The sequence below is a fragment of the Delftia sp. JD2 genome, assembly GCF_001682645.1.
Taxonomy (GTDB): domain Bacteria; phylum Pseudomonadota; class Gammaproteobacteria; order Burkholderiales; family Burkholderiaceae_C; genus Comamonas; species Comamonas acidovorans.
In genome coordinates, this window is record NZ_LFJT01000005.1 from 48,321 (window position 1) to 74,939 (window position 26,619).

Annotated in this window: 25 protein-coding genes and 1 pseudogene; 12 read left to right on the forward strand and 14 right to left on the reverse strand. The window is 63.9% G+C overall.

The genetic code is table 11. The features are described 5' to 3' along the window. Positions 1-87: 87 nt before the first annotated feature. The 3 genes from ACM14_RS04190 to ACM14_RS31375 form a co-directional block, all read right to left on the reverse strand. The gene (locus tag ACM14_RS04190; RefSeq protein WP_065345431.1) at positions 88-867 is read right to left on the reverse strand and encodes a DUF5131 family protein; all 780 of its coding nucleotides are present in this window, start codon (positions 865-867) and stop codon (positions 88-90) included. Beyond that, the gene (locus ACM14_RS04195) at positions 864-1,502 is read right to left on the reverse strand and encodes a LexA family transcriptional regulator (protein ID WP_065345490.1); all 639 of its coding nucleotides are present in this window, start codon (positions 1,500-1,502) and stop codon (positions 864-866) included. The genes ACM14_RS04190 and ACM14_RS04195 overlap by 4 nt, the downstream gene beginning before the upstream one ends. 151 nt (positions 1,503-1,653) lie before the next feature. Next, entirely contained in the window at positions 1,654-2,064 is a 411-nt protein-coding gene (locus ACM14_RS31375; RefSeq protein ID WP_139093372.1) for a hypothetical protein, read from the reverse strand. A gap of 56 nt (positions 2,065-2,120) precedes the next feature. On the opposite strand from ACM14_RS31375, the gene ACM14_RS04205 reads away from it, so the two are divergent. Continuing rightward, positions 2,121-2,492, forward strand: coding sequence for a hypothetical protein (locus tag ACM14_RS04205; protein ID WP_065345433.1), 372 nt, complete (start codon positions 2,121-2,123; stop codon positions 2,490-2,492). Between the two features lie 214 nt (positions 2,493-2,706). After that, positions 2,707-4,566, forward strand: coding sequence for a hypothetical protein (locus tag ACM14_RS31380; protein ID WP_139093373.1), 1,860 nt, complete (start codon positions 2,707-2,709; stop codon positions 4,564-4,566). A gap of 63 nt (positions 4,567-4,629) precedes the next feature. Here ACM14_RS31380 and ACM14_RS04210 read toward each other — a convergent pair whose 3' ends face one another. The 5 genes from ACM14_RS04210 to ACM14_RS04225 form a co-directional block, all read right to left on the reverse strand. Then, the gene (locus ACM14_RS04210; RefSeq protein WP_065345434.1) at positions 4,630-5,508 is read right to left on the reverse strand and encodes a hypothetical protein; all 879 of its coding nucleotides are present in this window, start codon (positions 5,506-5,508) and stop codon (positions 4,630-4,632) included. Positions 5,509-6,086: 578 nt separating this feature from the next. After that, complete coding sequence (locus tag ACM14_RS32710; protein ID WP_084027306.1) at positions 6,087-7,040, reverse strand: TniQ family protein; 954 nt, start codon at positions 7,038-7,040, stop codon at positions 6,087-6,089. Further along, the gene (locus tag ACM14_RS04215) at positions 7,037-7,954 is read right to left on the reverse strand and encodes a TniB family NTP-binding protein (protein WP_065345435.1); all 918 of its coding nucleotides are present in this window, start codon (positions 7,952-7,954) and stop codon (positions 7,037-7,039) included. Before ACM14_RS04215 ends, ACM14_RS32710 begins: the two co-directional genes overlap by 4 nt. Further along, complete coding sequence (locus ACM14_RS04220; RefSeq protein WP_065345436.1) at positions 7,951-9,921, reverse strand: Mu transposase C-terminal domain-containing protein; 1,971 nt, start codon at positions 9,919-9,921, stop codon at positions 7,951-7,953. Before ACM14_RS04220 ends, ACM14_RS04215 begins: the two co-directional genes overlap by 4 nt. After that, positions 9,914-10,606 (reverse strand): TnsA endonuclease N-terminal domain-containing protein, encoded by a 693-nt coding sequence (locus ACM14_RS04225; RefSeq protein WP_217491955.1) that lies wholly within the window; start codon positions 10,604-10,606, stop codon positions 9,914-9,916. Before ACM14_RS04225 ends, ACM14_RS04220 begins: the two co-directional genes overlap by 8 nt. A gap of 118 nt (positions 10,607-10,724) precedes the next feature. Here ACM14_RS04225 and ACM14_RS04230 point away from each other — a divergent pair. The 3 genes and pseudogenes from ACM14_RS04230 to ACM14_RS04240 form a co-directional block, all read left to right on the forward strand. Continuing rightward, positions 10,725-11,384, forward strand: a pseudogene (locus ACM14_RS04230) (ATP-binding protein); the annotation flags it as partial. A gap of 172 nt (positions 11,385-11,556) precedes the next feature. Continuing rightward, positions 11,557-11,856, forward strand: coding sequence for a helix-turn-helix domain-containing protein (locus tag ACM14_RS04235; protein WP_065345438.1), 300 nt, complete (start codon positions 11,557-11,559; stop codon positions 11,854-11,856). Positions 11,857-11,863: 7 nt separating this feature from the next. Beyond that, positions 11,864-13,213 (forward strand): HipA domain-containing protein, encoded by a 1,350-nt coding sequence (locus ACM14_RS04240; protein WP_065345439.1) that lies wholly within the window; start codon positions 11,864-11,866, stop codon positions 13,211-13,213. A 3-nt stretch (positions 13,214-13,216) separates the two neighbouring features. On the opposite strand, the gene ACM14_RS04245 is transcribed toward ACM14_RS04240, so the two are convergent. Continuing rightward, positions 13,217-14,140, reverse strand: a complete 924-nt coding sequence (locus ACM14_RS04245; protein ID WP_065345440.1) for a LysR family transcriptional regulator — start codon at positions 14,138-14,140, stop codon at positions 13,217-13,219. 102 nt (positions 14,141-14,242) lie between these two features. Here ACM14_RS04245 and ACM14_RS04250 point away from each other — a divergent pair, with 102 nt between their 5' ends. Both ACM14_RS04250 and ACM14_RS04255 read left to right on the forward strand, forming a co-directional pair. Further along, complete coding sequence (locus tag ACM14_RS04250) at positions 14,243-15,445, forward strand: YbfB/YjiJ family MFS transporter (protein WP_065345491.1); 1,203 nt, start codon at positions 14,243-14,245, stop codon at positions 15,443-15,445. Positions 15,446-15,479: 34 nt separating this feature from the next. Next, entirely contained in the window at positions 15,480-16,550 is a 1,071-nt protein-coding gene (locus ACM14_RS04255) for a nitronate monooxygenase family protein (protein WP_065345441.1), read from the forward strand. A 4-nt stretch (positions 16,551-16,554) separates the two neighbouring features. Here ACM14_RS04255 and metC read toward each other — a convergent pair whose 3' ends face one another. The 4 genes from metC to ACM14_RS04275 all read right to left on the reverse strand — a co-directional run bounded on the left by metC (position 16,555) and on the right by ACM14_RS04275 (position 21,213). After that, positions 16,555-17,784, reverse strand: a complete 1,230-nt coding sequence (gene metC / locus ACM14_RS04260) for a cystathionine beta-lyase (RefSeq protein ID WP_065345442.1) — start codon at positions 17,782-17,784, stop codon at positions 16,555-16,557. Further along, entirely contained in the window at positions 17,784-18,782 is a 999-nt protein-coding gene (locus tag ACM14_RS04265; RefSeq protein ID WP_065345443.1) for a tripartite tricarboxylate transporter substrate binding protein, read from the reverse strand. Before ACM14_RS04265 ends, metC begins: the two co-directional genes overlap by 1 nt. Before the next feature lie 191 nt (positions 18,783-18,973). After that, positions 18,974-20,545, reverse strand: coding sequence for a rhodanese-like domain-containing protein (locus ACM14_RS04270; protein ID WP_065345444.1), 1,572 nt, complete (start codon positions 20,543-20,545; stop codon positions 18,974-18,976). Positions 20,546-20,676: 131 nt separating this feature from the next. Continuing rightward, the gene (locus ACM14_RS04275; RefSeq protein ID WP_052155368.1) at positions 20,677-21,213 is read right to left on the reverse strand and encodes a cysteine dioxygenase family protein; all 537 of its coding nucleotides are present in this window, start codon (positions 21,211-21,213) and stop codon (positions 20,677-20,679) included. A gap of 165 nt (positions 21,214-21,378) precedes the next feature. On the opposite strand from ACM14_RS04275, the gene ACM14_RS04280 reads away from it, so the two are divergent. From ACM14_RS04280 to ACM14_RS04295, 4 genes are all read left to right on the forward strand, one after another. Continuing rightward, positions 21,379-22,239, forward strand: a complete 861-nt coding sequence (locus ACM14_RS04280; RefSeq protein WP_013800147.1) for a LysR substrate-binding domain-containing protein — start codon at positions 21,379-21,381, stop codon at positions 22,237-22,239. A 146-nt stretch (positions 22,240-22,385) separates the two neighbouring features. Further along, positions 22,386-22,712 carry a DUF3649 domain-containing protein gene (locus ACM14_RS04285; protein ID WP_013800146.1) on the forward strand — a complete coding sequence of 109 codons (327 nt, stop codon included), beginning with the start codon at positions 22,386-22,388 and terminating at the stop codon, positions 22,710-22,712. Beyond that, positions 22,709-24,427 carry a PepSY domain-containing protein gene (locus ACM14_RS04290; protein WP_065345445.1) on the forward strand — a complete coding sequence of 573 codons (1,719 nt, stop codon included), beginning with the start codon at positions 22,709-22,711 and terminating at the stop codon, positions 24,425-24,427. Before ACM14_RS04285 ends, ACM14_RS04290 begins: the two co-directional genes overlap by 4 nt. Next, positions 24,424-24,705: a DUF3325 domain-containing protein gene (locus tag ACM14_RS04295; RefSeq protein WP_013800144.1), complete on the forward strand. Its 282-nt coding sequence runs from the start codon at positions 24,424-24,426 to the stop codon at positions 24,703-24,705. Before ACM14_RS04290 ends, ACM14_RS04295 begins: the two co-directional genes overlap by 4 nt. Positions 24,706-24,722: 17 nt before the next feature. Here ACM14_RS04295 and ACM14_RS04300 read toward each other — a convergent pair whose 3' ends face one another. Continuing rightward, positions 24,723-25,514, reverse strand: a complete 792-nt coding sequence (locus tag ACM14_RS04300) for an SDR family NAD(P)-dependent oxidoreductase (protein ID WP_065345446.1) — start codon at positions 25,512-25,514, stop codon at positions 24,723-24,725. Between the two features lie 93 nt (positions 25,515-25,607). Between ACM14_RS04300 and ACM14_RS04305 the strand changes: the two genes are divergently transcribed. After that, positions 25,608-26,543: a LysR family transcriptional regulator gene (locus ACM14_RS04305; RefSeq protein WP_065345447.1), complete on the forward strand. Its 936-nt coding sequence runs from the start codon at positions 25,608-25,610 to the stop codon at positions 26,541-26,543. Positions 26,544-26,619: the final 76 nt, after the last annotated feature.

Below are 26,619 nucleotides of genomic sequence, written 5' to 3' on the forward strand. Positions count from 1 at the left end.
ACTTCTTCAGCCTCAAAGCGCTTTGCATGCATGCAGGCGTAGCGTCATGCCCAGCTGTCAGCACATGGATGATGCATGCAAACAATTCTAGGCGCGTTGTTCGGGTCCCTGCGGGTTGCTTACACGCTGGACAACGGTGGTCGGCATTTCGTCCCAAGTACGTCCATTGAGTTCGCGTCCGTTAGCGGCCTTCGCACGCTTCTTACCGTCGGCACCCCAGCCGCCCCACTGCTTAAAGAAGAATGCAACTTCTTGCTCCTGACATTGGACACGCACCGCCTCCGCCCACTCCGTCTTCATTGGACGTGCCTTAGGCCCGGACTCCCCACCAACGATGACCCAATGTATGTCTGTGAGATCTAGTTCGCCAACATCAGACAGCAAAGGCTCCACGGACAGGAACCGAATGCTCGCAGGCACTTTGCGCAAGTGATCGATGCGAGGTACACCGTACTTCCGATCCTCAACGGACACCCCTAGCCAGGCGTTGCTTGGCACGGCACGCTTTCTAAAGTAGCGCTCCATCCGTGCCGCCCGTTTGGTGAGAATTTGGTAAGTATGGTGAGGAGTCTGTGCGATCACCTCAAACACCTTGTCTATGTAGTCATTCGACACGCGCTCATGAAAAAGATCCGACATCGAATTCACAAAATAGACGGTTGGCTTCTTGCGTTTGAGCGGATCGTTGAGCCGGTCGGGCAAAAGCGTAAGCGCAAAGCCGTTCTCGTATCCTGGCGTACCCATTGCCTTGAGCCTTTTTGCCATGGCTTCCGCATAGCAGTGCTTGCATCCAGGAGATATCTTGGAGCAGCCCACTGTTGGATTCCAGGTTTGCTCAGTCCATTCGATTTTGCTGGTCGTTGTCATAGCGCTACCCTCAACTTGGTTAGCTTAGCCTTGCCGGCTGGCAGTGGTCTAAAACTTCTAACGATCCCCCTGACCACGCCAATGATGTTCAGTGATTTCTGCGGCGCCAAGGCCTGCATGCTTGTGTTGTGAGGCACCAGGTGAGGCCGTCCCGCAAACACCTGAAATTCCTTCACCGTAACGTGTCCATCCATCTCTGCCACCACGATATCGCCCGGCACAGCCTGATGCACGATCTCTACTGCTGCAATGTCTCCGCTCAAGATCCCAGCGTCCACCATCGAATCGCCACGCAGCTTGATGAAGACGGTGCTTGACGCCCTGGCCACCAACATCTGGTCCAACGCCTGAGCTTGCATGAGACCCGAGCCTACCGACTCCGCGCCGAATCCAGCACGCACCTCGTCATCACTGAGATCCAAGGTAAAAAACATCTCACTTGGCGCCACGCGGCCCCCAGGGGTTTTGAGTAAATAACCACTAGAGATGAGCCTGTTGACTAGCTTGAACGCTGCGTTCTTCGCCTTGAACCCGAGATGGACAGCGATCCTGCTGTAAGACGGGAAACAGCCCGTGCTCTTGTAGAGCTCTCGAAGACTGCGCAAATGCATCGTGTCGCGATTGGTACGGGCCATGTCAGGTAGTTTAGTGAACATCCGTCCACTAATCAAGGTGATCGCGAGATGGTGTCCGAGGCTTGTCGAACCTGCAGCGCCTTCCCGCAAAAAAGTCTGTGCTGTTTGTCGGTGCTAGCCGCTACCATGTGGTTAAGCACATCACACGAGATCACTTATGCGAATTTTTGCGTCCGGCGAAGGCCAGAAGCTGAGTGCCCCAGGCGAATTTTTGCCACAGGGGTCGATGGGTAGGGTTGTCGGCTTGGTAGATTTGGGACAACACAATGGCGCCAATGATTTCGGCTGGTCTGGCCTTAAGGCAGTCATTCACTTTGATGGCAACGACTATGTTCTGGACTTCCCAGATCACACCCGCCTCGAAACTGATGATGGAATCGTGCTCACGCAATCCGATGCAGGGGAAATGGCCAGTTGGTCCCCTCTCCTGAGTGATATTGAGCGCTACGGGTTGAAGTGGATCGAACCAGTTTCCGTCAGCGCTTCGATGCGGCGAAACGACTAGACCGAGCTCGGTTCGCGAGAACGCTGGGCGCATCAGGGCAAAAGTGGACAGCCCCATGTAGCGTTTTCTTCTGTGTGAGATGTGCGTCTTGGGGAGTACTGCAGGGAACGGACATGATCATTGACCGAGCCAACTATCCAGGGATACCACCTGACTTTCCCATCAGCGAGATGATTTCCGCAGTTGCCGGTGCTCACCCCAAGCTGGGCCTGATCGAGGAAGGCGGGAAGTTCTATGCACCCGGCACCTCACCGTCTGAGGTGTTGGATGCTTTCGAGCTGTGTAAAGATCTCATCGCGCAGATGGTCCCGTACTGCCAACGCAAGCTGGCTCAGTTCGATGGCGACGAGACGGCTACGGCGAGGGCCGCGTTTCGAGGGTTGCTGGACAAGAACTGGTGCACCTCCGCGCAAAGTGGATGGGTCATGCTCAAAACACTAGAGGAACTGGGGTGGAAAATTCATGAGCGCGACCTGCATCCCTGAGAAACATCAGATGATGCCGTTGGTCAAAATGCTCCTAGTCTTGTTTAGGCGGCATAGGGCACATCTGCCACAGCTTTGAGGTACTACCAGGGGCGGCAGAAGGAGCAAATGTTGTCGATTCTGAACTGATAGCTTGCCTGTGGCGCAGCCTCTCACAGCTTCAGGCTTGCTCCTTCTCGCTCAAGCACCTTTACGAGGGGTGACTCCAGCTACCATGAGCCGCATCGGCTTGCATCGAGAAGTGCAGGTGAACTATCCTGAATTGACGTCGCGTTGGACTTTATTTGTGCTCAATATTTCAGATACAGAAATCTCACCAAAACAGCAAAAAATCGACCGCCATGCGCTTCCCAAGGACGTCGACTACGTACTGCTCTGGTATGGGGCCAATGCTCGGTCCCGTAGCCCAGGAGAGGTTCCACGCATCTATGTCTGGTTCCGCCCCATTGATCAGAATGGCACACTAGGCAAATGGTTGTCGCTCAGGGTACCGATGAACTTGCTGGGCCAGATGCGAATCGGATCAATTTGGCGCAATGGAATTTCTTCTCGACAACTTAAGTTCACCGAACTACATTTCAAGGGCTCTTTCGATGCGAACCATTGGAGCGACACAACATCGCACAAGGACTATGGCCCCGCACTGATCCCAGAGCATAATTATTATTTACCGTACGGTAGACACGACCACAGCAGGCTACTACGTTTCAAAAATCAGAACAGAACGCTACTAGTTCCATGCATGGAATTTTTCACTAGATGCTATGCGCGCAATGATGAGTTGAACCGGATCTTAATTACGTACGAGCGAGGGGAAGTCCAAGAGCGGTTAATGCTGCGCGAGCCTGTAGAAAGCAGTTCACCGAATCGTTCGATTTGGATACCGTGGCCTATCTCAAAGGCTGATGCCCATCTCTTAGCTCAACTTCGTTACGATGAAGAAATAGCTAGGAAAATAGCAGGTCTACGAGCATTTCTTGACAAAGAATTCAAAGCCCGCAATCAGTCAATTACATTCTTGGACATTGGGCCTTGGCATTACGGCCCCGCCCAGTTGAAAGTAGAGGGGGTGCAGTTGGACAGCGGCGACTTCTTAGGCCTGCGCATCACCGGCCATTCATTGCCAGAAAAACCTCAAATCCACGCATTTTACATACAACGTGAATCCCGGAACTCAGAATGCCTGTCACCCTATCCCTTACCGCACCGAGAAATAATTGACATACCTGAGGATGAAGCAATCCAGGTGGATATGGAGCGAAGCGCAGATCGAGACACAGACATTTATCGCACCAAGGACCCCGCTATGGAAATTCTTGGCAACCCTGCCACCGTTTACCCAGTCGCCATGAAAAAAGAGAGCGGCAAAACGGTCAGAATTCCCTCACAACCAAGCGATACTGGTGCACCTGGGGAGACTGAGGGGACGGGCAAGGGCATTGGCCAGTTACGCAATGAATCTGATGCAGTTTTACCGTCAGAGGGAGCGATTCTTGATTTATGGAATGGCTTGATTTATCTCAAAGAAGCCAACCCCAACATCATAAATTCAGTTGAATGGTACAACCAGAATGGTGAATTTTCCAAGTCTTCACCGCCAGGCTCGCGCGTATCTCTCCCTGAATTAGATGAAAATGCAAGCGAGATTGAGCGAGATGCAACTTACTCGTGGATAAATAAAAATGTCCTTCCCAACCCAAGATCTGTTTTCATATTCAAAATCGAAACGCAAAACTTGCAAGGCTACATTTTTGAGGTTCAACGCGCAAAGCGCAAAGACGACAAAGGCATAACTAAAGAGGAGTCTTTTCGCGGCCTAGTAGCGATACCCGCGACTGGAAGCGATCTTACAAAGTGGCTGGGGGCAGTAATTTACGCCATCAGCGCCGAATGCGGAATGATGAAAAAAGTAATTAGAAGAATTCTTCCAATTTCCTTGCATACTGAGCACTACAAACGCACAAAAAGAGGGATCGATAGCGAAGCAGGGCATGCAACAGCGTTCAATGCGCTGGAAAAGCTAGGCATTGAAGGACTGGCATACTTGAAACCCAATAAAGAAACACAAACTTGACAATTCAATTGATCATGAATTGAACCAAGCTCAGAATTACTGAGTCGCTGCCCAGGTGATCAATCAAGATTTTTGCCATATAAGTTCTTTATCAAGACCTCGATGGGGAGGGAGCGGAATCCAATACACGCTGTCATCAACGCGTAGCTCCATTCCGTCGTCCAGACCGACAGCTGTGGCATTCTTTCTGACCTCCAAGGCTTGACGTTTGGTAAGCCTGTGAAAATAGCGCAGCGCTGTCAGCATCCACAACTCCATGGCTTTGGCATCTCGCTTGTCGGTGTTAGCGAGCAATGCAAGAGTGGTCCCAAGTCTGCTTCGAGTTGCGGCGTGCGTCCTTGCGGGCTGCAAACGTGAAACCAACTCGATGCCATAGCGGGACCTTAAAAATCCGATGAAGGTTGAAGCTGTTGCGCGCTGGCCAGGGGCCTTATGAAGCAGGGAATCCAACGCCTTTTGGTCCGGTGGCACCTCCCCTTGAGGCGACGCCGCCACTAGCATGCTCAATGCCGGACGCAGGGCCATCCGCATAGTCCTGGCCTTGATCTTTCCGGCAGTCACACGCTCATGCAACTCGTCGTAGAAAGCTTGGAACATGCTTCTAGCCATCGAGCCTGGGGGTAAAGTTTCCAGCAGCTGACGAGACCTATGGGCTTCTGCGTTGCCGAGTTTGGCAACTTGGCTGATCTCGATCTGATGCGTCAATTTCAGCCACCGCATCGGCAGTTCGTACCTGCGGAGTCCAGACGTCCCAAGCACGTCGAGCAGAAATGCACCATCCCAAGCTGCCCCCGGATGCCTGTCCAGAATTACAAAGAAGTCCACGTGCCGCTTCATCGCAAGGCACAACCGCTTAGCATCTGTATGGGCAACGGCCCATAGCACGTAGTCAGAGAAGGCCTGGCGCACCGGCTCATGATGAAACAGTTCGGCAAGCTGCACTCGGCTGACTTCACAACGCCGCTTCCAGTAGCAGGGCTCGCAGTGCCCGTTGCGACCTGGTGCAACGGGAGCCTTGCACAAGAAGCACGAGGTGTGGGGCGTGCTTGCACATTTTTGGCAAACCCATGACCCATCATCTCGTTGCGAGCAGGATCTGTACTTCCGGCACACGCCGCACGTCTTGTGGTCAGAGCCAGCGCAACGATCACACACGACTGCATGCGCTTCGCCCTTGCGACCATAGCGCACAGCCATCTGACTGCATACGCTACAGCGCTGAGGTTCCCGAAAGTGGACGTAGCATGAGTTACAGACTGGCCCTTCAGGGAGTTGCAATGCGACCGGTCGCCCGCTGCGCTTGCAGCGAATACAAGGGCGCTTACCCATGCATCGGCGGCAAAGCGCGGCAGGATCCTTCGTCAGCAATCGACTTAGGAGGCCACAACCAGGACAGTTCTGCGGCCTGAAGCAGCGTGCGTAGCAGGTGGCGCAGTAGCGATGACCTTGTTCTACCCTCTTGATCCCAGGGACAGTGCGCCCGCACTCATCACATTCGCACTGGGTGCTATCCAGCGGCCTCACCACAATCGATTCCTCCGGAGCCAACGCTCCCAATCGGCCTGAACGAGCTCTTTTGCTATAGGCAACGCTCCCGCGTTACGAGATGAACGTGACCGGGCATTCAGCCGGAAAGAACTGGGGGCCCTCAGGTCGGCACTGTGACACAGATGCACGCCTAGACGGCACAGTCGCGCTTCTCGCTCCCGAGGAGGCTGCATCTCCAGCACCAGGTCATTTGGGCGCAAATCTGTGGCGCTGTGCTCTGGTCGCACGACCTGGCAGCGAGATGGCGTAATCAGCCTTCGGACACAGCGAAACCAATCAATTCGCGAGACTGGGGTGCCCTCCCACTGACCTTCCCCGGTTGCCAAGACCTGCATGGCGACGCGTTGAAAGCCCAAGGCATCTGCGTCAACCAAGGGTGGCACAAAGCAACGTAAATCGATTCCACAGGCAGCACACCGCCCCAAGCTCTGCAACTTGGCTATGCACCGGTGCGGCTCGATCAGAGCACAACAGCCAGGACAGCGATCGATCAGACGGGTGCCATGCGTTTCGCATCCCACGACGAACGCCAAACGCCAGGTCCGCCGAAAAAAAGGCTGCGGGTCGATAGCCAGGCACAGTGGACAACATGGCAGGCCTGCGTAGTGCAGGCGGTTGCGGCAACCCAGCGCGACGATCCAAGGCATCACCGGCAGGTGCATGTCGCCTCGTCCGAGGATGCGCTCACAAAGCCCCCGCAATGTGGTTTGATGGACGGCCTCTGGACTGCACTCCAGCCAGTGGGCGGCCTGCTCGGCACGCATCGGACTTACGCCCCGGTCCACATCAAGCGTCCAAGCGCGCCACTTTGGCCAGATGACTCCAGTCAGAGTCAGCGGATCGCACCCGCTATGCACTGCTACCCTGGACAACCAAGACGAGAGCAACTCATCGTTAAACGGCAGATGCCAGGGTACAGCGGTCATGGCTGGACTTCACGAATTCCTTTGGTGGGCTTGACCCATGCCTTGGAAGTCACGATCTCGCGCGTGATGCACTCCTTGCCAGTCTCTATGGCCACTTTGCTGCATTCGATCAACAACCGGTGCAGGTCGCCCAGGTTTCCTTCGCAAATGTCGTGCAAAAGTGTGGCCATCTCCGGGCTCGCCAGATGGGATGGCTGCTTCAACGGCAGCACGCTTTCAAACCCTGCCAGCAGCGTCTGAAACTCAGGATCCAGCTTCCATAGGGGCAGAGCGTAGACATCGAATCGGCTAGCGTGCTGAGGGTCCGAATGCAGCACGCGCACAGCGTCTCGGGTACCAACCCCAACGATCGGGATGCGTAGCTCATTGCATAGCATCTTGATGGTGTTCATCACCATGCGTAGCTTGGCGGCAGGTCCGACCAGCAGGGAGTGGATTTCATCCACGATCAATATCTCTGCCCTGCACAGCCGCAAGCGAGAGATAGCGTCGTACCGCAGCTCTGTCACCGTACCGTTCTTCTTATACGGCGACCAGAACTGACTGAGGATGGATACGTATAGGCCCTTCTCGTCTGCCGAAGGAGGTGACTCCACTACGATTACCGGACGGATCGATTCAGAGTCCTCGCTCACAAACCCCTGCCCATGCAGCTCCTTGAAGCGCTCGATGACCTTGGTCTTTCCATTGTTGGAGTCGCCAACAATCAGCATGTTGCGCATGCGTGCGACCTTGGGCATACGCAGGAGCGCGGCCATGTCATCGAGGATGAGTTTCGCGCGCGCATAGCCAATCCAACGAGGCTCGTATAGGAAGCGAACCCGCTCCTGTGGACTCAGTTCGAGCACGCCCCTAAAGCCCTCGTGAATGTGCTTGGCCTCTGGCGAGGAGTCCGGTTTGATATCAATGTTCATGCGATATCACTTCCACGGACAACACCCTGCACCAAACTGCTTGGCAACTGAGTCAAGGTGCTCCGTAAGCTGGCCGAAGCGGGCCGTTGGGCAAGGTCTCGGTCGCCGCGCGCAGCGGACTTTTGCGCCTGCACTGGGGCCGGTCCTTCCTCAGCAATCCGCTGATGCTCTGCTTGCCGCTGTGCCGCCCTGCGAGCCTGCTTTGTCCTCGCAGCACTCTCTTTCGTCAACTCGCGGCGCTCAGTGATCGAGCGCAACACAGCCTTCGAATCCGATGGATCAAAGCCCGCTGCTTTGACCTGCTGCTTTGCCAGCTGGAGCTCCCAGATGCTGCAGCTTGGAAAGCTAGGGTCTGCGAGCGGGATCTTGAAATACTCCTTCAGATCAGGGTCAAAAAACCAGATGGAGCTGATGTCGCGCGGGTCCCGCCGAAACGGGTGCTTGAGACCCTTGCCCGTCTCAGGATCGAGGGCACCAATCCAAGGTCTCAGCACATCGGCGTAGTAACGCTTGTCGATCTCCACACCGTCGTTCTGAACGGTACGCCAGATCGTTGGCAAGAAATCGATGTAGATGGACATGTAGTCTGTCGGTCGTGGAGGCATCCCTGTTCCGGGATTCCCTCCATGGCCAAAGACGCCCAGCTCGAACTGACGCAAAGGAGGCATCCCAAGCGATCGGTGTTCCCGACGGTGGTACTCGTTGCAAATGATCCTGAGAAGCTGGTTTTCCAACTCGGATTTGGTGAAGACTGCACGCCCTTCTGAGTCGTACTCCTGACGCTGCTCTACGTTCGAGAAAGTTGTACCGGGCAGGTCATGCAGTTCTCTTAGCAAGGAGCCTTGCAGGCGCTCGATGTATCCGCCGTAACGCGGCACTTTGACAGGGCGGAACTCGACATCAATGTTGTAGAGATTGCAGGCATCACGGACGCTGTCTGATCTGAAGTCAGGCCCGTTGTCCCAGCGAACTTTTTTGGGGCGCCCCCAGATGGGCCACTCGGCGTCTATGCCATGCTTGAGCAACCACATGTCCTTGGGTACCAGGGCGTTGGCCAAACACATGCCCACTGACGTAATCGAAGGCGCATCAAAGCTCATGTAGTAGCCAGCCACCATGCGGGAATACTCATCGATAGCGATAGTGAGCCATGGGCGCCCGATGGGCTTGCGATGCTCATCGTCCACGACGATCACATCCAGAGGTGTGTGATCGATTTGGTAAATGGCCAAGGGATAGTCGCCACCTGGCGTCGTCCCAGGAGTTGGCATGAATTTAGTTTTGGCGCGTTCCCGTTGCCCACGCATGCGCAGCCGCTCTCGCTCAGGGATTCGGTCAATACGCTGGCGTACCGCTGTGGCGCTTGGAGCATCCACGCCACTGTTCAAGCATATGCGCTGCACCTCACGCACAACTTTTTGGGCGGTCGGTCGCTCCGGAGTCAGGTAGTAAGTGTTGATGACCTCATCGATGATCGACTGCGCACTCCTCGAAATGCGGCTTTTGCCGTGCTGCCATCCCCGCTTGAGCGGCACAAGCGCCGAGACTGCGTCGAGTGACCTGTACCTGCCGATCCAACGGTAGAGCGTGGCGGTTCCTACACCCAGCTCTTGCGCCCGAGCCTCCACGGCGGCACGGGTCGGGCTCTTCGTTTTAAGCAAAGGCTCGATGGCCGCCATACGCGTCTGCGCAACGCGCCAATCAATTTCGGTGATCGCGTTGATGTCAATGTCCGAGACGGGCTGAGGATCTTGGTCGACGTGTTCCAGATCACTGATCAACAGCACGCTTGTCCGGCCGGTCTGGACACTGGTTGCAGTGACTGTGTTGAAGTCCAGCACCTCAGCAATGCGGAAAACGCCGGCGTCATGGCGAACAAGAACACCACTGCTGACATCGATGCGACGCCGACGAATGACGACCGAGTGTGGCCCGTCCTCGTGCTCTTGGTTTGCTCTATCAGTCATGTGCCACCCAGATGGTTGTTTCGTCGTTCAGCGGATCACAGATGTCGCAGTCCACCTTTCGTGTTGCAAGCAGATGCCAGATGTGCGCGATACCCTGAGCTCTGAAGCTGCCTCCAAAATGCTTGGCGAGGATGTAGTCGATCGATACTGCCCCTAGCTCACCAAGGTCCTCCAAGATGGCTGCGCTTTGCTGCTGGCACACATCCAGATCGTCATAGCGGCGCAAGAACATGATGTTGTCAAAGGCAGGCGTTCGGATACGAGTCTCGTCCATCACACGGAAGACCCATCCCTGTTCGCGGGCGTAGCGACGGATGGCAACCCACTTGGAGAGCCACTCACGCCAATCGCGTCTCCAGTCTTCGCGTGGCTTGACTTCGACCAGCATCGGTTTGTGCTCCATTCCGAGCGCGTCATCGCGAACCTTGTAGTAGACGAGGTAGTCGGGAGTAGCCACTGACTTGACGCCTGACCTGGTTGCGAAGGGCACGTGACACGGCTGGGAAACCACTGACGCGACGCCAAGATTGAACTCTTGGCGCAGCACGAAGTCGCGCTCTAGCGTGGATTCGAACGGAACAGACTCCTGTCCACGCCAGCTCACAAAGCCAGTGACACTGCGCCGGTTCGTCGGGATCTTTCGAACAGAGCGCATGAGATTGGGGTTGTCTCGTCTATTGAACAAATTCCACGCTCCAGTCTCATCTATTCAATGAATATTTGTCTCGCATTTTTAAGAAAATATCTCCGTAACGCGTTGATTTTTCAAACATCTAGTCCCATCTATAGCATCATCTCACAGCGGCTCGCCACCGCGCCCCGGCGAGATTTCGCAGTCCCACCACGGCGTGCTCTTCCTCGATGAATTTCCCGAGTTCGCGCGCAGTGCGCTGGAGGCGCTGCGCGAGCCGCTGGAGACCGGCCAGATCACCATCGCCAGAGCCGCCCAGCGCTGCGAATTCCCCGCGCGTTTCCAGCTCGTCGCGGCCATGAATCCCTGCCCCTGCGGCCATTGGGGGTCGACGGTGCAGCGCTGCCGCTGCACGCCCGACAAGGTGGCGCGCTACCAGGCGCGCATCAGCGGCCCGCTGCTGGACCGCATCGACCTGCATGTGGAAGTCGGCGCCCTGCCCCCGCAGGAGCTACTGGCCGCGCGCTCGGGCGAAACCAGCGAGGCCGTGCGCGGGCGCGTGGTCCAGGCTCGCGCGCTGGCCGTGCAGCGCCAGGGCAGCGCCAACCACCAGCTCCAGGGCCAGGCCCTGGACGACCACCTGGGCCTGTCGCCCGAGGCCCTGACTTTCGCCCATAAGGCCGCCGCACGCCTGGGCTGGTCGGCCCGCAGCACCCACCGCGCGCTCAAGGTAGCGCGCACCATTGCCGACCTGGCCGGCAGCGCGGCAGTGGAGACGGGGCATGTGGCCGAGGCCATGCAGTATCGGAGGGTGTTGCGGTTGCCGTCATGAGGTTCTGCGTTGGACGCAGTTGCCTGGGTTTGTTGGATCCGTTTCTGGAATTCCGAAATTTCCACTTGAAAGAAGCGAAGTACTCCTGAATTTCGGAATATTGGAAATTGTTTTGAAAATTCCCGAAGAAATCCTAGAATTTCGGAATATCAGAAATAAGGCCAATCCATCCATGCCGTCTTCCACGCCCATGAACGGCCCGCAGCAGGATCCCCTGCAGCCCGGGGCCGTGGTCATCGCTGACCTGTCCGGGCTCGGCGCCCAGATCCGCGCCATGCGCAAGGCCCAGCAACTGCGCATCGATGACACGGCAGCCCTGTGCGGCGTGTCGCTGGATCTGCTCTCCCGTCTGGAGAACGGCAAGGGCGGCGTGGGCTCCGACAAACTGCTGGCCGTACTCGACGGGCTGGGCCTGGCCATGGTCATCGCGCCCAAGCAGGACGCCCTGATGGCACGACTTCCACGGGCCTGAAGCGCACATGGCCACGCCGCCGTCGCTTTCGCTGTGGAACGATGTCGGCACGCACGTGGCCGATGTGACCCACGACCCGCACAACGATCTTTGGGGACTGCGGTATGCGCCTGCATGGCTGGAGCAGGAGCGGCCTTTCTACCTGGCGCCCTGCCTGCCGCTGGCCGCTCCCGAAGGGGGCTACGACTCGCGCTCCATCCGGCGTTTCATCGAGAACCTGCTGCCCGAAGGCGCTGCGCTGGATGTGGTGGCCAGAAGTCAGGGCATAGGCAAGGGCAACATCTTCGGTCTGATACGCGCCCTCGGCGCCGAGACCACCGGGGCTTTCCGGTTTCAGGCCGACGGCAGCAAGCCCGATCCCCAGGCCGCCAATGCCGCTCGCCCCATATCGACAGCCGAACTCGCCCAACGCATTGCAGACCGAGAGACACGCCCTTTCATCGAGTGGGATGGCAAAGTGCGCATGTCGGTGGCTGGCTACCAGGACAAGCTGCCCGTGCACGTGGAAGGCGAGAGCGTGCAGGAAGGCACCATCTTCCTTCCCGACAACGTTCCGTCCACCCACATCCTCAAACCCCAGCCGCGCGACAGCGCGGTGCCGCACATGGTGGTGAACGAGCATTTCTGCATGCGCCTGGCAGCAGCCATGCGCTTGCCTGCAGCCGAGGTGCAGATGCTGCACGTGCCACAGCCGGTGCTGGCAGTCAGGCGCTTTGACCGTGTGCGGCAGGCGCCGCAAAGGCGGGTCCTGCGCACCCACATCATCGATGCATGCCAAGCGGGCGATCTGCCCGTCAGCTACAAGTACGAGCACCACATCGGCAGCGTGGGCGATGCCCGGCTATACCGCGACGGCATGAGCTTTCCCCGGCTGTTCGGTCTACTGGAGCACTCGGTGGCGAAGGCTGCGGACAAGCTGGCAATGATCCGATGGGCGCTGTTCCAGATACTGATCGGCAATGGCGACGCACATGGCAAGAACTTCTCCTTCCACGTGCTGCCGCAGGGCCTGGCGACCGCACCCTGGTACGACCTCGTCAGCGTGGCCCAGTATCCCGATGTGTCCCAGGACCTGGCCATGGCCTTCGGCGACTGCTTTGCGCTGGAGGAGCTCACACCCTTCGAGTTTGCGCATTTCGCGCACCTGTGTGCGATAGACCGCAGGCTGCTCACACGTGAAGCCCAGCGCATGGCCAAGGCAGCCCCTGGTGCGGCGGCCAAGGTTCTGCGCGAATCGCCTTACACGCCAGAAGAACACGCCTTCGCCCAGCGCATCGCCGCCTATGCGACCACCCAGGCCCAAAGACTGGTGGACATCGCCCAGAAGGCAGCAGCCTTGCCTTCCGACCTGTTCTGAGCCTCAGGCAGACGCCGCCGGGACTTCCTCCAGGCCAAGGGCTGCCTCGCCCTGCACACCCTCGATCCCCAACACCTCCACGCACGCATGCAGCGCAGGCGACCAGCCCTGGCGCGCGGGCACGACGAACCAGGTTTCCACGCGGGCGACTTCCTGGGCGAGTGCGCCGGGCAAGGCCGTGATGTGCACGCCGAAGCGGTGCTGCTGGGCCTGGACCACGCTGCGCGGCAGCAGGCCGTAGCCCATGCCGGCGGCCACGCAGCCGAGGATGGCGTCCAGCGATCCCATTTCCATGATGCGTGCCGCCACGCCGCGCGCGGCCAGCAGCAGCTCGATGCGCTGGCGGTAGCTGCAGCCCTGGCGGAAGGCCAGGAAGGGCACGGCGCTGAGCTGGGCGGCATCGGGAAAGCGCGGCAGCGCGAAGGCGGTGACCAGCACCAGCTCCTCCTCGAAGACGCGCCAGCCCTGCAGGCGGGACTGGGGCGGCATGCCCGAGACGAAGGCGCAGTCCAGCCGCCCGGCAAGCAGGTCGGCCAGCAGCTCGGCCGTGGTGGCCGTGCGCAGCTCCAGGTCCAGGCCGGGCTGGGCCTGGTGCAGGCGAGCCAGCAGCGGCGGCAGGCGCAGCGCGGCCGTGGTTTCCATGGAGCCTATGCGCAGCGCGCCGGCAGCCCGGGCGCTGCCCTGCAGCAGCGCCAGCGCCTCGTCATGGTCGGCCAGCATGCGCCGCGCGTATTGCTCCAGCAGGCGGCCGGCAGGCGTGGCGTGCACGGGTGCGCTGCGCTCCAGCAGTTGCACGCCGGCCTCGTCCTCGAGCTTTTTCACATGGGCCGTCACGTTGGACTGCACGGTGTGCAGTTGCTGCGCGGCGGCGCCGAAGCTGCCGCTGTCGCAGACGGCCAGGAACATGCGCAGGGACTTCAGTTGCATCGCGGCTCCAGTGACATCCATCTTCAATCGAGATCAACGCCATCATTTTGAATCATTGGACATGATGGGCGGCAGCGCCTAATGTATGCCCATCCTCCCCGCATGGCGCCCACTCCCGTGATCCAACGCAACGAAACTTCCCTGCTGCTGACCGGCTTCATGGCCACGCTCAGCGGCGTCGGCCTGGCGCGCTTTGCCTACACGGCGCTGATGCCGCAGATGGTGCATGCCGGCTGGTTCAGCGGCGAGCAGGTGGCCTACCTGGGTGCGGCCAACCTGCTGGGCTATCTGATTGGCGCGCTGGCCGCCGCGCCGCTGGCCGAACGCCTGGGCGCGCTGCGCGTGCTGCTGTGGTGCTGGGTGGCCCTGGCGCTGAGCTTTGCGGCCTGCGCCTGGCCGCTGCCCATGCCCTGGTTCTTTGCCTGGCGCTGCATCTCGGGCATTGGCGGCGCCATCCTGATGGTGCTGGGCCCCTCCGTGGCCCTGGCGGCCACGCCCGTGCAGCGGCGTGCGGCGCTGGGGCCGCTGATGTTCTGCGGCATAGGCGCCGGCGCCCTGCTGTCGGCCACGCTGATACCGCTGCTGGCGCGCCAGAGCCTGGGAGCCGTCTGGTGGGCGCTGGCGGCGGTCTGCGCCTGGGCCGGCTGGCTGGGCTGGCGCCATGTGCGGCGGCTGCCGGTGCCTGCGCCCATTGCCATCACGCCCCATGCCCAGCCCGCGCGTGCCGCGCCCCTGTGGACGCTGCCCGTGGTGCTGGTGATGCTGGCCTATATGACGGACGCCTTCGGCTTTGTGCCGCACACGGTGTTCTGGGTGGACTACCTGGCGCGCGAGCTGCAGTTGGGCGATGCCTACGCCTCCACGCAGTGGGCCGTGTTCGGCCTGGGCGCCATTGCCGGGCCGCTGGTGGCCTCGCTGTGCGCCACGCGCTTTGGCTGGTGGGGCACGACCACGGGCGCCTATGCGGTCAAGACCCTGGCCATTGCCATGCCGCTGTTCTGGGTGGGATTTGCGGGGCATGCGACCTCGTCCTTTCTGGTGGGCGCGCTGTCGCCGGGCATGGCGGCCATCACCTCGGGCTACTTGATGCAGTTGATCGGCCCCGCGCAGCACAAGCGCATGTGGGGCTATGCCACGGCGGCCTTTGCGCTGATGCAGGCCGTGTCGGGATATTTCATGGCCTGGAGCTATGCGGGCCTGGGCTCGTACCAGCGCCTGTTCGTCATCGGCAGCGTGTCGCTGCTGCTGGGCACGCTCATGATCGCCGCCAGCCGCGCCAGCGCGCGCCGGCAGGCTGCCGCATGAGTGCGCGGATTCGAGACAGGAAACAAGGAGTCGTATGAGCACCGCAAAGACCGCGTGGATGGCCCGACTGGGCATGCGCCATCCCATCATCCAGGCCCCCATGGCCGGCACGTCCACGCCCGCGCTGGCGGCCGCCGTCACCGAGGCCGGCGGCCTGGGCTCGCTGGGCATTGGCGCCAGCGGCACGGAGCAGGCGCGCCAGCAGATCGTGCAGACGCGCGCGCTGACTTCGGGCGCCTTCAACGTCAACCTGTTCTGCCACCGGCCGGCCCGGGCCGATGCGCAGCGCGAGGCCGCCTGGCTGGCCCATCTGGCGCCCGAGTTCGCGCGCTTCGGCGCCAAGCCGCCGGCCGGCCTGAACGAGATCTACGCCACCGCCGTCGGCAACGCGGCGCTGCAGGCCATGCTGCTGCAGGAGCGGCCTGCCGTGGTGAGCTTTCATTTCGGGCTGCCTGAGCAGGGCTTCATCGACGCGCTGCGCGCGGCCGGCGTCGTGACCCTGGCCAGCGCCACGTCGCTGGACGAGGCGCGCCAGGTGGAGCAGGCCGGTGTCGATGCCATCGTGGCCCAGGGCGTGGAGGCCGGGGGACACCGCGGCACGTTCGATCCCGCGCAGGACCGCATGATGGGCACCTTCGCCCTGGTGCGCGTGCTGGCGCGCAACACGGCCCTGCCGGTGATCGCGGCGGGCGGCATCATGGATGGCGAAGGCATTGCGGCCGCGCTGGGCCTGGGCGCCTGTGCGGCGCAGCTGGGCACGGCCTTCATCCTCTGCCCTGAATCGTCCGCCAGCCCGGCCTACCGTGCCGAGCTGCGCAGCGAACGCGCCCACCACACGGGCATCACCGCCGCCATCTCGGGCCGGCCGGCGCGCGGCATGGTCAACCGACTGCATGCGCTGGGCGCCAGCCATGGCCAGCCCCTGCCCGACTACCCGCGCGTCTACGACGCAGGCAAGGCGCTGCACCAGGCGGCGTCCGCCCAAGGCAGCTCCGACTACGCAGCCCACTGGGCCGGCCAGGGTGCGCCGCTGGCGCGTGAGATGCCGGCCGCTGCGCTGGTGCAGACGCTGGCCGGCGAACTGGCGCGCGCTCAGAGGGCCTGATCGCTCAGGCAGGCATGTCCAGCGCCGCCAGCCCCTGCTCCAGGTCGGCGATGAGGTCGCGCGGCGACTCCAGGCCGATGTGCAGGCGCACCACGGGCCCGCGCGCACTCCAGTCGGTCACGCTGCGCGCCTGCGCCATGTGCGCGGCCGTCGCCAGGCTCTCGTAGCCGCCCCAGGAGGCGCCGATGCCGAAGAGCCGCAGGCCGTCGATGAAGCGGTCCACGGCGGCCTCGGCGGTGCCGGGCTGCAGCTCCAGCGACACCAGGCCGTTGGTGCCGTGGCAGTCGCGCAGCCACAGCGCATGGCCGGGGTGCGTGGGCAGCGCGGGGCAGAACACGGTGGCCACGGCCGGGTGCTGCTGCAGCCAGTGCGCCACCTCCAGCGCATGCGCCTCATGCATCTGCAGCCGTGCGGCCAGCGAGCGCATGCCGCGCAGCACCAGCCAGGCATCGTCGGGGCTGACCGCCATGCCGAAGGCATCGCAGCGCGCGGCCAGCGGCTCCCAGGCGGCCTCGGTGGTGGCCACGGTGCCCATCATCACGTCGGAGTGGCCCGACAGGTACTTGGTGGCTGCCATCACCGAGACATCGGCCCCCAGCGCCAGCGGCCGGTACTGGCAGCCCGATCCCCAGGTGTTGTCGGCCACGACCAGGGCGCCGCGCGCATGGGCCATGGCCGCCAGCGCGGGCAGGTCGCACATCTCGTAGACCAGCGATCCCGGGCATTCGGCATAGACCATGCGGGTGTTGGGGCGCATGCGCGCCTGGGCGTCGCTGCCATCGGCCGCGAAGAAGTCGTACTCGATGCCGTAGGGCCGCAGCCATTGCCCGGCCAGGTGGCGCACGGGCTGGTAGGCGCTGTCGGTCAGCAGCACATGGTCGCCGGGGCGCAGGTAGCTGAGCAGGGCCATGCCGATGGCCGCCAGGCCGGTGGGCAGCAGCCGCGTGCGGTGGGCGCCTTCCAGCTCGCTGACGGCGTCTTCCAGCGCAAAGCCGGTGGGCGTGCCGCGCGCGCCGTAGCTGAAGATGCGCTCGCCGGCGCGGCGCTCGCGCATCTCGCGCTGCTGTGCCGTGTTCTCGAACAGCACGGTGCTGGCGCGCACCAGGGGCGGGTTGACGGCCGTGCCGCCGGCATAGGCCGGGCGCTTGCCCGCATGCAGCAGCCGGGTCTGCAGGTCCAGCGCGGGGGCGCCAGGGGCCGATGATCCAGGCACGGGGGCGTGTGCGGCAGCCATCAGTCGATCTTCGCGCCCGAGAGCTTGACCACGCGCGACCAGCGCTCCATGTCCTGGCGCAGCTGGGCGGCAAAGGCCTCGGGCGTATTGGCCACGACTTCGCTGCCGCCATCGACGACCAGCTTGGTCACTTCAGGCAGTTGCAGGGTGCGCACGATGGCGTCGTGCAGATAGGCCACGCGCTCGGGCGGCGTGCCGGCGGGTGCGAAGAAGCCGTACCAGTCCTCGAAGCGCGCATTGCGCAGGCCCAGCTCCTCCAGCGTGGGCACCTTGCCGAACACGCCGATGCGGCGCGGGCTGGTGACGGCCAGCGCGCGCACCTGGCCCGCCTGGATCATGCCGGCCACGGACGAGGTGGAGGTGATCAGCACGTCGACCTGCTGGCCCAGCAGATCGTTGATGGCCGGCCCCGCGCCCTTGTAGGGCACATGGGTCATGGGCACGCCGTTTTCCTTGGACAGCACCACGCCCACCAGGTGCGACAGCGTGCCGTTGCCGGGCGTGGCATAGGTGACGCGGCCCGGCTCGCCCTTGCTGCGCGCCACCAGGTCGGCAAAGCTCTTGAGGGGCGAGGCCGAGGCGACCACGATGGCCAGCGGCGCCGCGTTGATCTGCGTGATGGGCACGAAGTTCTTGAGCGGATCGAAGCCCGGCGCGCTGTAGAGCGCGGGGTTCACCGCCATCAGCGAGACCTGCCCCGTGAGCACGGTGTAGCCATCGGGCTTGGCCTCCGCCACGGCCTTGGCGCCGATGTTGCCGCCCGCACCGCCCCGGTTTTCCACCACGGAGGGCTGGCCCGTGGCCTCGGTCAGGCGCGTGGTGACCCAGCGCGTGCTGGCGTCGTTGCCGCCGCCCGGCGGGAAGGGCGAGATGAAGCGGATCGGCTGGGCCGGATAGCCGTTGCGCGCAGCCAGCGGCTCGGCCGTGGCCTGCGAGAGCATGGCCAGGGCCGCGAGGCTGGCGGCCAGCATCCTGGCCAGGGTGGGGATTGCGAACATGTCTTGTCTCCTGTCGTTATGTGATCTGATTTATGTCGCTCTACGGCAAGTCAGCGATATATGGCGCTGCCTTTGCAACTGACGTGACTTTGGCCAGGGGCACCAAGCAAGGGCCGCCCCCGCAGCGAGGGTGCCGTCCCCCTCCCGCGCAGCGAGAGAGGGGGAAGCGGCGAAGCCGCTCAGGGGGAGCTTCATGCACTCGGCAGGCGGAAGGCGGCCAGTTCCTGCGCGTCCAGTTGGGGCACCAGGCCCGTCTCCCAGGCCAGGTAGCGGCGTGCCGCTTCCTTGTTGCCGTCGTGGCGGTCGTGCACGAAGAACAGGTAGTCGGTGCACTCGGCGTCGGTGGGGCTGTCGGGCGTGGCCTCGACGGGCAGGCCGGCCTGCTGCCATGCGGCCAGGCCGCCTTCGAGCAGCAGCGGCGCGGCACCCTGCAGTTCCAGCGCGGCCCATTGCGCCATGCCGGGCTCGTCGGCCACCAGCACGATCTGGCGCGTCTCGCCGGCCAGATCGCTGGCAAGGCACGGGCGGATGGACCAGCGGGCCCCGGCGATGTGGCCTGCGCGGTACTTCATGCCCGCGCGCAGATCGACCACGGCCACCTCGCCCTGGCGCATGCGCTCGTGCAGGGCCTGCGCCGTGATGCCTGCCAGTGCGGGGACCTGGGGCGGCTGGGCCGGTGCCAGGTCCAGGCCGCTTTGCAGGCCGCCCCGCAGCACGCAGGCGTCATGGCCGAGCTGGCGCAGCCAGCTGGCCACCACGGGGGCGCGCACGCCATCGCTGTCGAACAGCACCAGGCGCGCACCGCGCACGCCCACGTACTGGTCGCCGGCCTGCATGAGCTGGCCGCCGGGCGTGTGCTGGGCGCCGGGCAGCGAACCGGCCTTGAATTCCTCGGGCGTGCGCACATCGCACAGGAACAGCGTGCGCGCAGCATCCTGGCTCCAGGCGCGCACGGTGTCGGCATCGACCTCGGGCACGTCGAAGCGTTCGGCCAGGGCGCGGGCCTGTGCTTGCAGCGCGCTGCTGGCCGAGTCGTCGCCATAGCGCTGCGTGCCGCCATGCTCCAGCGGCAGGTCGGCCAGGTACCAGCCCTGGGTGCCGTTTTCCAGCGCGTAGACGGGGTTGGGAATGCCCAGGTTGATCAAGGTCTGCGCGCCGATGATGGAGCGCGTGCGGCCCGCGCAATTGACCACGATGGGCGTGGCCGCATCGGGCACCAGGCGGCTCACGCGCAGCGCCAGCTCGCCATTGGGGCAGCAGATGGCGCCGGGGATGTTCATCTTGTGGAACTCGGAGACGGGCCGGCCGTCCAGCACCACCAGGGGCAGGCCCGCCGCCTGGCGCGCCGCCAGCTGCTGGGCCGTGATGCGCGGCGTGCCATAGGCGTGTTCGGCCAGCTCGCCAAAGGTCTTGGAGGGCAGGTTCACGCCGGCGAACAGCGTGTAGCCCGCAGCGCTCCAGGCCTTGGCACCGCCTTCGAGCACGGCGACCTGGGTATAGCCCAGGGCTTCGAGGCGGCGCGCGGCGCGCTCGGCCACGCCCGCGCTGGCATCGCCCTCGCCACCGTCGTAGGTGACGACGCGCACCTGCCTGCGCGGCACCAGGCGGGGCACATCCAGCTCCAGCCGGCTGTAGGGCAGGGGCGTGGCGTAGAACAGGTGCGACTCGCCGTACTGGCCGTGCTCGCGCACGTCGAGCAGCGCGATCTCCTGGCCGTCGTGCAGCCAGGATTTGAGGGTGTGGGCGTCAATGGATGCGGTCATTGCATGCGGTCCGGGAAAAAGATCGGCAAGGAATTTCGGGCAAAGCCCTGCCACGCGCGCCCCGTGGGGCGCGCTGCGGCATGGACAGTGAAAAGGCAGGAAGCGGGAGGTAGCGGCCGGGAGGCCGGGGCTCAGCGGCGCGTCTGCACGCCGATGGCCATGGTCTGGCAGGTACCGGTGGCCAGGTCGTAGCTGGTGCGCTCGTTGAGCGTCTCCAGCGCGCGGCCGTACATGTGCAGGTGGCGGATGACCTGCTCGCCCTGGATCTCCACGGAGTGGATGTCCTCGGGCATGAGGGCGATGCCCTGGCCTGGCGCCACCACCACGAGTTCCGTCTCGCGCAGCGTGCCCTTGCCGGGGACGGAGCCGTCGTCGGTGCGCTCGTAGACGCGGTTGTGCTCCGTGCCTTCCACGGCGGCAATGCAGGCCCAGGTCGTGTGGTTGTGCGGCACGATGCGCTTGCCCGGGCGCATGACGTTGAGGTACAGCGCATAGCTCTGGTCGGCGTCCTCGGCGATCAGGTAGCGCGCCTGGTGCTCGCCCTGCTCCGGTGCGGCGTAGTCGGCCTGTTGCCAGAAGTCTCGGCGCGCGGCCAGGCCCAGCAGTTGCTGGAGCACGGCGTCCAGGCTGGCGCGCGTGGCCGCGTCCTCGCCAATGGCCTGCTTCATGCTGTCGATGGCTGCTGCCACGGCGGCGCTGCGCTGTTCGGTGATGTTGTTGTTGGTGGTGGTGTTCAAAGGGGGCTCCTTGTCGTCGTTGAAGCCCACTGTAGTGAGGCGCCCGGCCCGCAACAATCCACGCATGCCCAATAAATACTTCAATAAAATTGAAGTATGGAGACGCTTGACCTGGACCTGCTGCGCACCCTGGCCGCCATTGCCAGCCACGACAGCTTTGCCGCCGCCGCCGTGCAGATGGGGCGCACGCAATCGGCCATCACCCAGCAGATGCAGCGGCTGGAGGAGAAGATCGGCCACGCGCTGTTCGAGAAGCAGGGCCGGCAAAAACGCCTCACCGACCATGGCCAGCGCCTGCTGGGCTATGCGCGCCACATGCTGGCCATCCACGACGAGGCGCTGCGCAACCTGCAGCACCGCCAGGTGCAGGGCCTGGTGCGCATTGGCGCACCCCACGACGCGGCCGACAACATGCTGCCGCCCGTGCTGCAGGAGATCGCGCTGAACTTTCCGGGCATGCAGATCGACATCCATGTGGGGCGCAGCCCGTTCCTGATGGAGTCGCTCAAGCAGGGCGAGCTGGACCTGGCCATCTCCAACCGGGAGGACGAAGGCTTCGAGGGCTTTGCCCTGCGCTCCACACCCACCGTGTGGCTGTGCGGCGCGGGCTATGCCCATGACCCGGGCAAGCCCGTGCCCCTGGTCATGGCCGACGGGCCCAGCATCTTCCGGCGCCTGGGCTGCGATGCGCTGGATGCGGCCGGCATCGCCTGGACGCCGCGCCACACCTGCACCAGCCTGGTGGGCATACGCGCGGCGCTGCGCGCCGGCCTGGGCGTGACGGCACGCGGCGTGGAGCAGCTCGACCCGGGCCTGCGCGTGCTGGGCGCGGGCGACGGCATGCCGCCGCTGCCGGACCTGGCCTACCGCCTGTACATCCGCAGCCATGTGATCAGCCCCGTGACACGCCAGATCTTCGAGAACCTGCAGGCCCGCATGCGCCAGCCGGCGGGCTGAGCGCCGGGGCGCTTGGCGCGCGGCGGCGCTGGATGTGGCGGCGCACTTGACTGCACCGCTTGTAATGGGACTTATTCTCAAATAACATCCGCGCCACCGCCGCCCCCTCCGGCCGGCGTTTTTCGAGCCTTTCCAGGCCCCGTGCCATGCCATCTCCCACTCTTGCCCGCACCCATGACTGGTTCCGTGACTGGTTCCGTGACTACGGGCCGCTGATCTCCCGCATCCTCGCCGCGCTGTTTGGCGGCTACGCCGTGGCGGCGCTGGCCAGCGTGGCCGTGCTGGCCCTGCCCGCAGACCGCACGCAGGCGGCGATCTCGGGCACCTTGCTGAGTTTTGCCGTCTATGCGGGCGCGGTGATCTGGGTGTTTGCCGTGCGCAGCGCCACGCGCGCCTGGGCCGGCCTGCTGGTCGCCGCCCTGGTGCTGGCGCCTGCCGCGTGGTGGACCTGGGGCAAGGGGCTGGGCGCATGAACACGAACACCACGGACACCACGAACACGGCAGGCAAGCCCGCCAAGCCCGGGAAAGCCGCCAAGGCGCCCGGCATCCGCCAGACCATGTCCGACCTGCACACCTGGGTCGGCCTGCTGCTGGGCTGGTTCCTCTACGCCATGTTCCTCACGGGCACGGTGAGCTATTTCAGGAACGAGATCACGCAGTGGATGCAGCCCGAGCAGCCGCACCAGAGCCAGGCGAGCGAGCCCGCGCTGGTGGCCCAGCGGATCGGCGACGCCATGGCGCATGTGGCGCCGCAAAGCCCGCAATGGCTGATCAACCTGCCCGATGAACGCAGTACGGTGGCCACGGTGTTCTGGAGCCCGCCGCAGACCGAAAAGGGCGCCAGGCGCCGCTTCGAGAACGGCCGCTTCGACCCGGCCACCGGCACGCGCCTCGAAGGCCCGGTGCGCGAGACGCGCGGCGGCGAGTTCTTCTACCGCTTCCACTTCCAGTTCCACTACATGCCCGTGCTCTGGGGCCGCTATCTGGCAGGGCTGTGCGCCATGTTCATGCTGGTGGCCATCGTCAGCGGGGTGATCACGCACAAGAAGATCTTTGCCGACTTCTTCACCTTCCGCTGGGGCAAGGGCCAGCGCTCCTGGCTGGACGCGCACAACGCGCTGTCCGTGCTGGGCCTGCCCTTTCACCTGATGATCACGTACACCGGCCTGGTGACCCTGGCACTGATGTACATGCCCTGGGCCAATCTGGCCACCACCATGACGCCCGAGCAGCGCGTGGTGGCCGGCCAGCAGCTCAGTGCCTTTGTTCCGGCCGGCAAGCCCTCGGGCCAGGCCGCGGCCCTGGCACCGCTGGCCGACATGGTCCGCCAGGCCGAGCAGCGCTGGGGCGCGGGCCAGGTGGAACGCCTGAACGTCAACCTGCCCGGCGATGCCAATGCGCGCGTGACCGCCATCCGCGGCGAGAACGGCCGCGTCTCCATCAGCCCGCAGTTCATGATGTTCGACGGCGTCAGCGGCCAGCTGCTGCAGGCACAGGACAGCGTGGGCGCCGCCGCCGAGACGCGCGGCGTGCTCTATGCGCTGCACATGGGCCGCTTCGGCGACCTGCCCACGCGCTGGCTGTACTTCATCGTCAGCCTTGCGGGCACGGCCATGGTGGGAACGGGACTGGTGCTGTGGAACGTGAAGCGGCGCAGCAAGCTGCCCGACCCGGAAAGGCCGCATTTCGGCTTCCGGCTCGTGGAACGGCTGAACATCGCCACCATCGCCGGCCTGTCCATCGGCATGGCCGGCATGCTCTGGGCCAATCGCCTGCTGCCGGTGGAGATGGCGCAGCGCGCCGAGTGGGAGGTGCACGCCATGTTCATCGCCTGGGGCGCCACCCTGTTCTGGGCGATGGGCCGGCCCGCCAGGCGGGCCTGGATCGAGTTGCTGTGGGCCGGCGCCGCCGCCCTGGCCCTGCTGCCCGTGGTCAACGCGCTGACCACGGATCGCGGCCTCTTGGCCAGCCTGCGCGCGGGCGACTGGGTGTTCGCCGGCATGGACCTCATGCTGCTGGCCCTGGCCGCACTGCATGCCCATCTGGCCCTGCGCACCCAGCGCCACCAGCCCAAGGCCAAACCGGTGCGCGCCGCCCGGCCCGCGCCTACGGCAGCCGCCACTGCAGCAGCCGCCACGGCAGTGGCCGCCACAGCAGCGGCCGCCGCAGCGGAGACCAGCGCATGAGCATGGCCCATCTGTTCTGTCAGCTGCTGGCCCTGGGCGCCTTCGCCTGCCTGGCCCTGGCCATGGACCGCCACCAGAGCGACCTGTTCGGCAAGGAACTGCCATCTGCCCACACACGGCGCCTGCGCGCGGCCGGCTGGGTGCTGCTGGCGCTGTCGCTGTGGGCGGCGCTGCAGGTGGAGCCCTGGTCGCTGGGGCTGGTGGCCTGGTTCGGCCACATCGCCGCCGCAGCGGCCATCGTGCTGCTGTCCATGGTGGCGCGCGAGCGCCTGCGCTGACGGCCCTCCCGGCGCCTTCAGAGAAACATGCCGCCCGAGGCCTCGATGCGCTGGCCCTGCACCCAGCCCATGCCGGGCTGCAGCAGGGCGGCCATCACGGGGCCGATGTCGTCGGGCTGGCCCACGCGGCCCAGTGCCGTCTGGCTGGCCAGGGCCGCGCCGACCTGTGCATCGTCGCGCACACGGCCACCGCCAAAATCCGTGGCGATCGCGCCCGGCGCCACCGTGTTGACGCGAATGCCGCGCGCCCCCAGCTCGCGCGCCAGGTAGCGCGTCAGCACCTCCACCCCGCCCTTCATGGATGCATAGGCCGCATAGCCGGGCTGGGTGAAGCGCGTGAGGCCGCTGGACAGGTGGATGATGCTGCCGCCATCGCGCAGCAGGGGCAGCAGGTGCTGGCTCAGGAAGAAAGGCGCCTTCAGGTGGATGGCGACCAATTCATCGAACTGCGCCTCGGTGGTGGTGGCGAATGGCGCGTTGATGCCGATGCCGGCGTTGTGCACCAGCGCATCAAGGCGGTCGGCCTGCCAGGTATCGGCCAGCGCCTGGCGCACGCGGGCCGCAAAGTCCGCAAAGCCCGCGCTGCGCGCCACGTCCAGCTGCAGGGCGGCGGCCCGCCCGCCCAGCGCCTCGATGGCGGCCACGGCGGCCTGGGCCTCGTCGGCACGCTCACGGTAGGTCAGCACCACGTCCAGGCCCTGGCGCGCCAGGTGCTCGGCCGTATTGCGGCCCAGGCCGCGGCTGCCGCCCGTGACGAGGACGATGCGGCGGGCGGCAGGGAAAGAAGCGGTCGAAGGAGAAACTGTCATGGCGGACCTCGTTAGGTGGTTTGCAATGACAGCGACTGTATTGAAGGTCGATTTTTGGATAAATTGGCTGTTTCTGATTTATTTGTTCGCCCCATGCAAACAATCAAGCTTCTGGAGCAGATGCAGATCTTCAGCCGCGTGGCCGAGATGGCCAGCTTCACGCGTGCGGCCGACAGCATGGGTTTGCCCAAGGCCAGCGTCTCCCAGGCCGTGCAGCAACTGGAGGCGCGGCTGGGCACGCGGCTGCTGCACCGGACCACGCGGCGCGTGCAGCTCACCCAGGACGGCCAGGCCTGCTACGAGCGCTGCCAGGACCTGCTGGCCGACGTGGACGAGTTCCAGGGCCAGTTCCAGCAGGCCGGCGACGCGCCGCTGCAGGGCAAGGTCCGGCTGGACATGACCACCGGCCTGGCGCGCCACGTCGTCATGCCCTTGCTGCCGCAACTGCTGCAAAGCCATCCGGCGCTGGAGCTGGAACTGAGCTGCACCGAGCGCCGCGTGGACCTGGTGCGCGAAGGCTTTGATTGCGTGCTGCGCCTGGGCCCCGTGGACGAGCCCGGCCTGGTGGCACGCCCGCTGGGCCTGGTGGCGCTGGCCACCTGCGCCAGCCCCGGCTATGTCCAGGCCCACGGGCTGCCCGCCACGCTGCAGGATCTGGGCGGTCACCGGCTGGTGCACTACCAGCGCACGCTGGGCGCGCGGCCGCTGGGCTTCGAGTGCGAGGAGGATGGCCAGCCCCGGTACCTGCCGATGGCGGGCGCGCTCACCGTGAACAACGCCGAGGCCTATCTCGCGGCCTGCCAGGCCGGCCTGGGGCTGATCCAGGTTCCGCGCCTGGCCGTGCAGCCGCTGCTGGACGCAGGGGAACTGGTCGAGGTGCTACCCCGCCACCCGCCGCCGCCCATGCCGCTGTACCTGATCTACGCCCAGCGCCGCCAATTGCCGCGCCGCGTGCGCGTGCTCATGGATTGGCTGGCCGAAGCGGTCCTGCCCTGGACGCTTGGCGCTGGCCCGGCCGAAAAGCCCTAGCGAGCGCTGCAGCGATTCAGCCAGCGTCATTTTGCTTATCACTAATCCGTATCAAGACAAAGGTTCGCGCCTGCCC

What these genes read in the sequence shown, in the direction of transcription:
- ACM14_RS04280 (WP_013800147.1), top strand. Translation starts at nt 21,379, where the DNA reads ATGGAGACGCTTGACCTGGACCTGCTGCGCACCCTGGCCGCCATTGCC.
- ACM14_RS04300 (WP_065345446.1), bottom strand. Translation starts at nt 25,514, where the DNA reads ATGACAGTTTCTCCTTCGACCGCTTCTTTCCCTGCCGCCCGCCGCATC.
- ACM14_RS04305 (WP_065345447.1), top strand. Translation starts at nt 25,608, where the DNA reads ATGCAAACAATCAAGCTTCTGGAGCAGATGCAGATCTTCAGCCGCGTG.
- ACM14_RS04275 (WP_052155368.1), bottom strand. Translation starts at nt 21,213, where the DNA reads ATGAAGCAGGCCATTGGCGAGGACGCGGCCACGCGCGCCAGCCTGGAC.
- ACM14_RS04265 (WP_065345443.1), bottom strand. Translation starts at nt 18,782, where the DNA reads ATGTTCGCAATCCCCACCCTGGCCAGGATGCTGGCCGCCAGCCTCGCG.
- ACM14_RS04270 (WP_065345444.1), bottom strand. Translation starts at nt 20,545, where the DNA reads ATGACCGCATCCATTGACGCCCACACCCTCAAATCCTGGCTGCACGAC.
- ACM14_RS04240 (WP_065345439.1), top strand. Translation starts at nt 11,864, where the DNA reads ATGGCCACGCCGCCGTCGCTTTCGCTGTGGAACGATGTCGGCACGCAC.
- ACM14_RS04255 (WP_065345441.1), top strand. Translation starts at nt 15,480, where the DNA reads ATGAGCACCGCAAAGACCGCGTGGATGGCCCGACTGGGCATGCGCCAT.
- ACM14_RS04195 (WP_065345490.1), bottom strand. Translation starts at nt 1,502, where the DNA reads ATGGCCCGTACCAATCGCGACACGATGCATTTGCGCAGTCTTCGAGAG.
- metC (WP_065345442.1), bottom strand. Translation starts at nt 17,784, where the DNA reads ATGGCTGCCGCACACGCCCCCGTGCCTGGATCATCGGCCCCTGGCGCC.
- ACM14_RS04190 (WP_065345431.1), bottom strand. Translation starts at nt 867, where the DNA reads ATGACAACGACCAGCAAAATCGAATGGACTGAGCAAACCTGGAATCCA.
- ACM14_RS04295 (WP_013800144.1), top strand. Translation starts at nt 24,424, where the DNA reads ATGAGCATGGCCCATCTGTTCTGTCAGCTGCTGGCCCTGGGCGCCTTC.
- ACM14_RS04290 (WP_065345445.1), top strand. Translation starts at nt 22,709, where the DNA reads ATGAACACGAACACCACGGACACCACGAACACGGCAGGCAAGCCCGCC.
- ACM14_RS04250 (WP_065345491.1), top strand. Translation starts at nt 14,243, where the DNA reads ATGGCGCCCACTCCCGTGATCCAACGCAACGAAACTTCCCTGCTGCTG.
- ACM14_RS04205 (WP_065345433.1), top strand. Translation starts at nt 2,121, where the DNA reads ATGATCATTGACCGAGCCAACTATCCAGGGATACCACCTGACTTTCCC.
- ACM14_RS31375 (WP_139093372.1), bottom strand. Translation starts at nt 2,064, where the DNA reads ATGGGGCTGTCCACTTTTGCCCTGATGCGCCCAGCGTTCTCGCGAACC.
- ACM14_RS04220 (WP_065345436.1), bottom strand. Translation starts at nt 9,921, where the DNA reads ATGACTGATAGAGCAAACCAAGAGCACGAGGACGGGCCACACTCGGTC.
- ACM14_RS04215 (WP_065345435.1), bottom strand. Translation starts at nt 7,954, where the DNA reads ATGAACATTGATATCAAACCGGACTCCTCGCCAGAGGCCAAGCACATT.
- ACM14_RS32710 (WP_084027306.1), bottom strand. Translation starts at nt 7,040, where the DNA reads ATGACCGCTGTACCCTGGCATCTGCCGTTTAACGATGAGTTGCTCTCG.
- ACM14_RS31380 (WP_139093373.1), top strand. Translation starts at nt 2,707, where the DNA reads ATGAGCCGCATCGGCTTGCATCGAGAAGTGCAGGTGAACTATCCTGAA.
- ACM14_RS04285 (WP_013800146.1), top strand. Translation starts at nt 22,386, where the DNA reads ATGCCATCTCCCACTCTTGCCCGCACCCATGACTGGTTCCGTGACTGG.
- ACM14_RS04245 (WP_065345440.1), bottom strand. Translation starts at nt 14,140, where the DNA reads ATGCAACTGAAGTCCCTGCGCATGTTCCTGGCCGTCTGCGACAGCGGC.
- ACM14_RS04235 (WP_065345438.1), top strand. Translation starts at nt 11,557, where the DNA reads ATGCCGTCTTCCACGCCCATGAACGGCCCGCAGCAGGATCCCCTGCAG.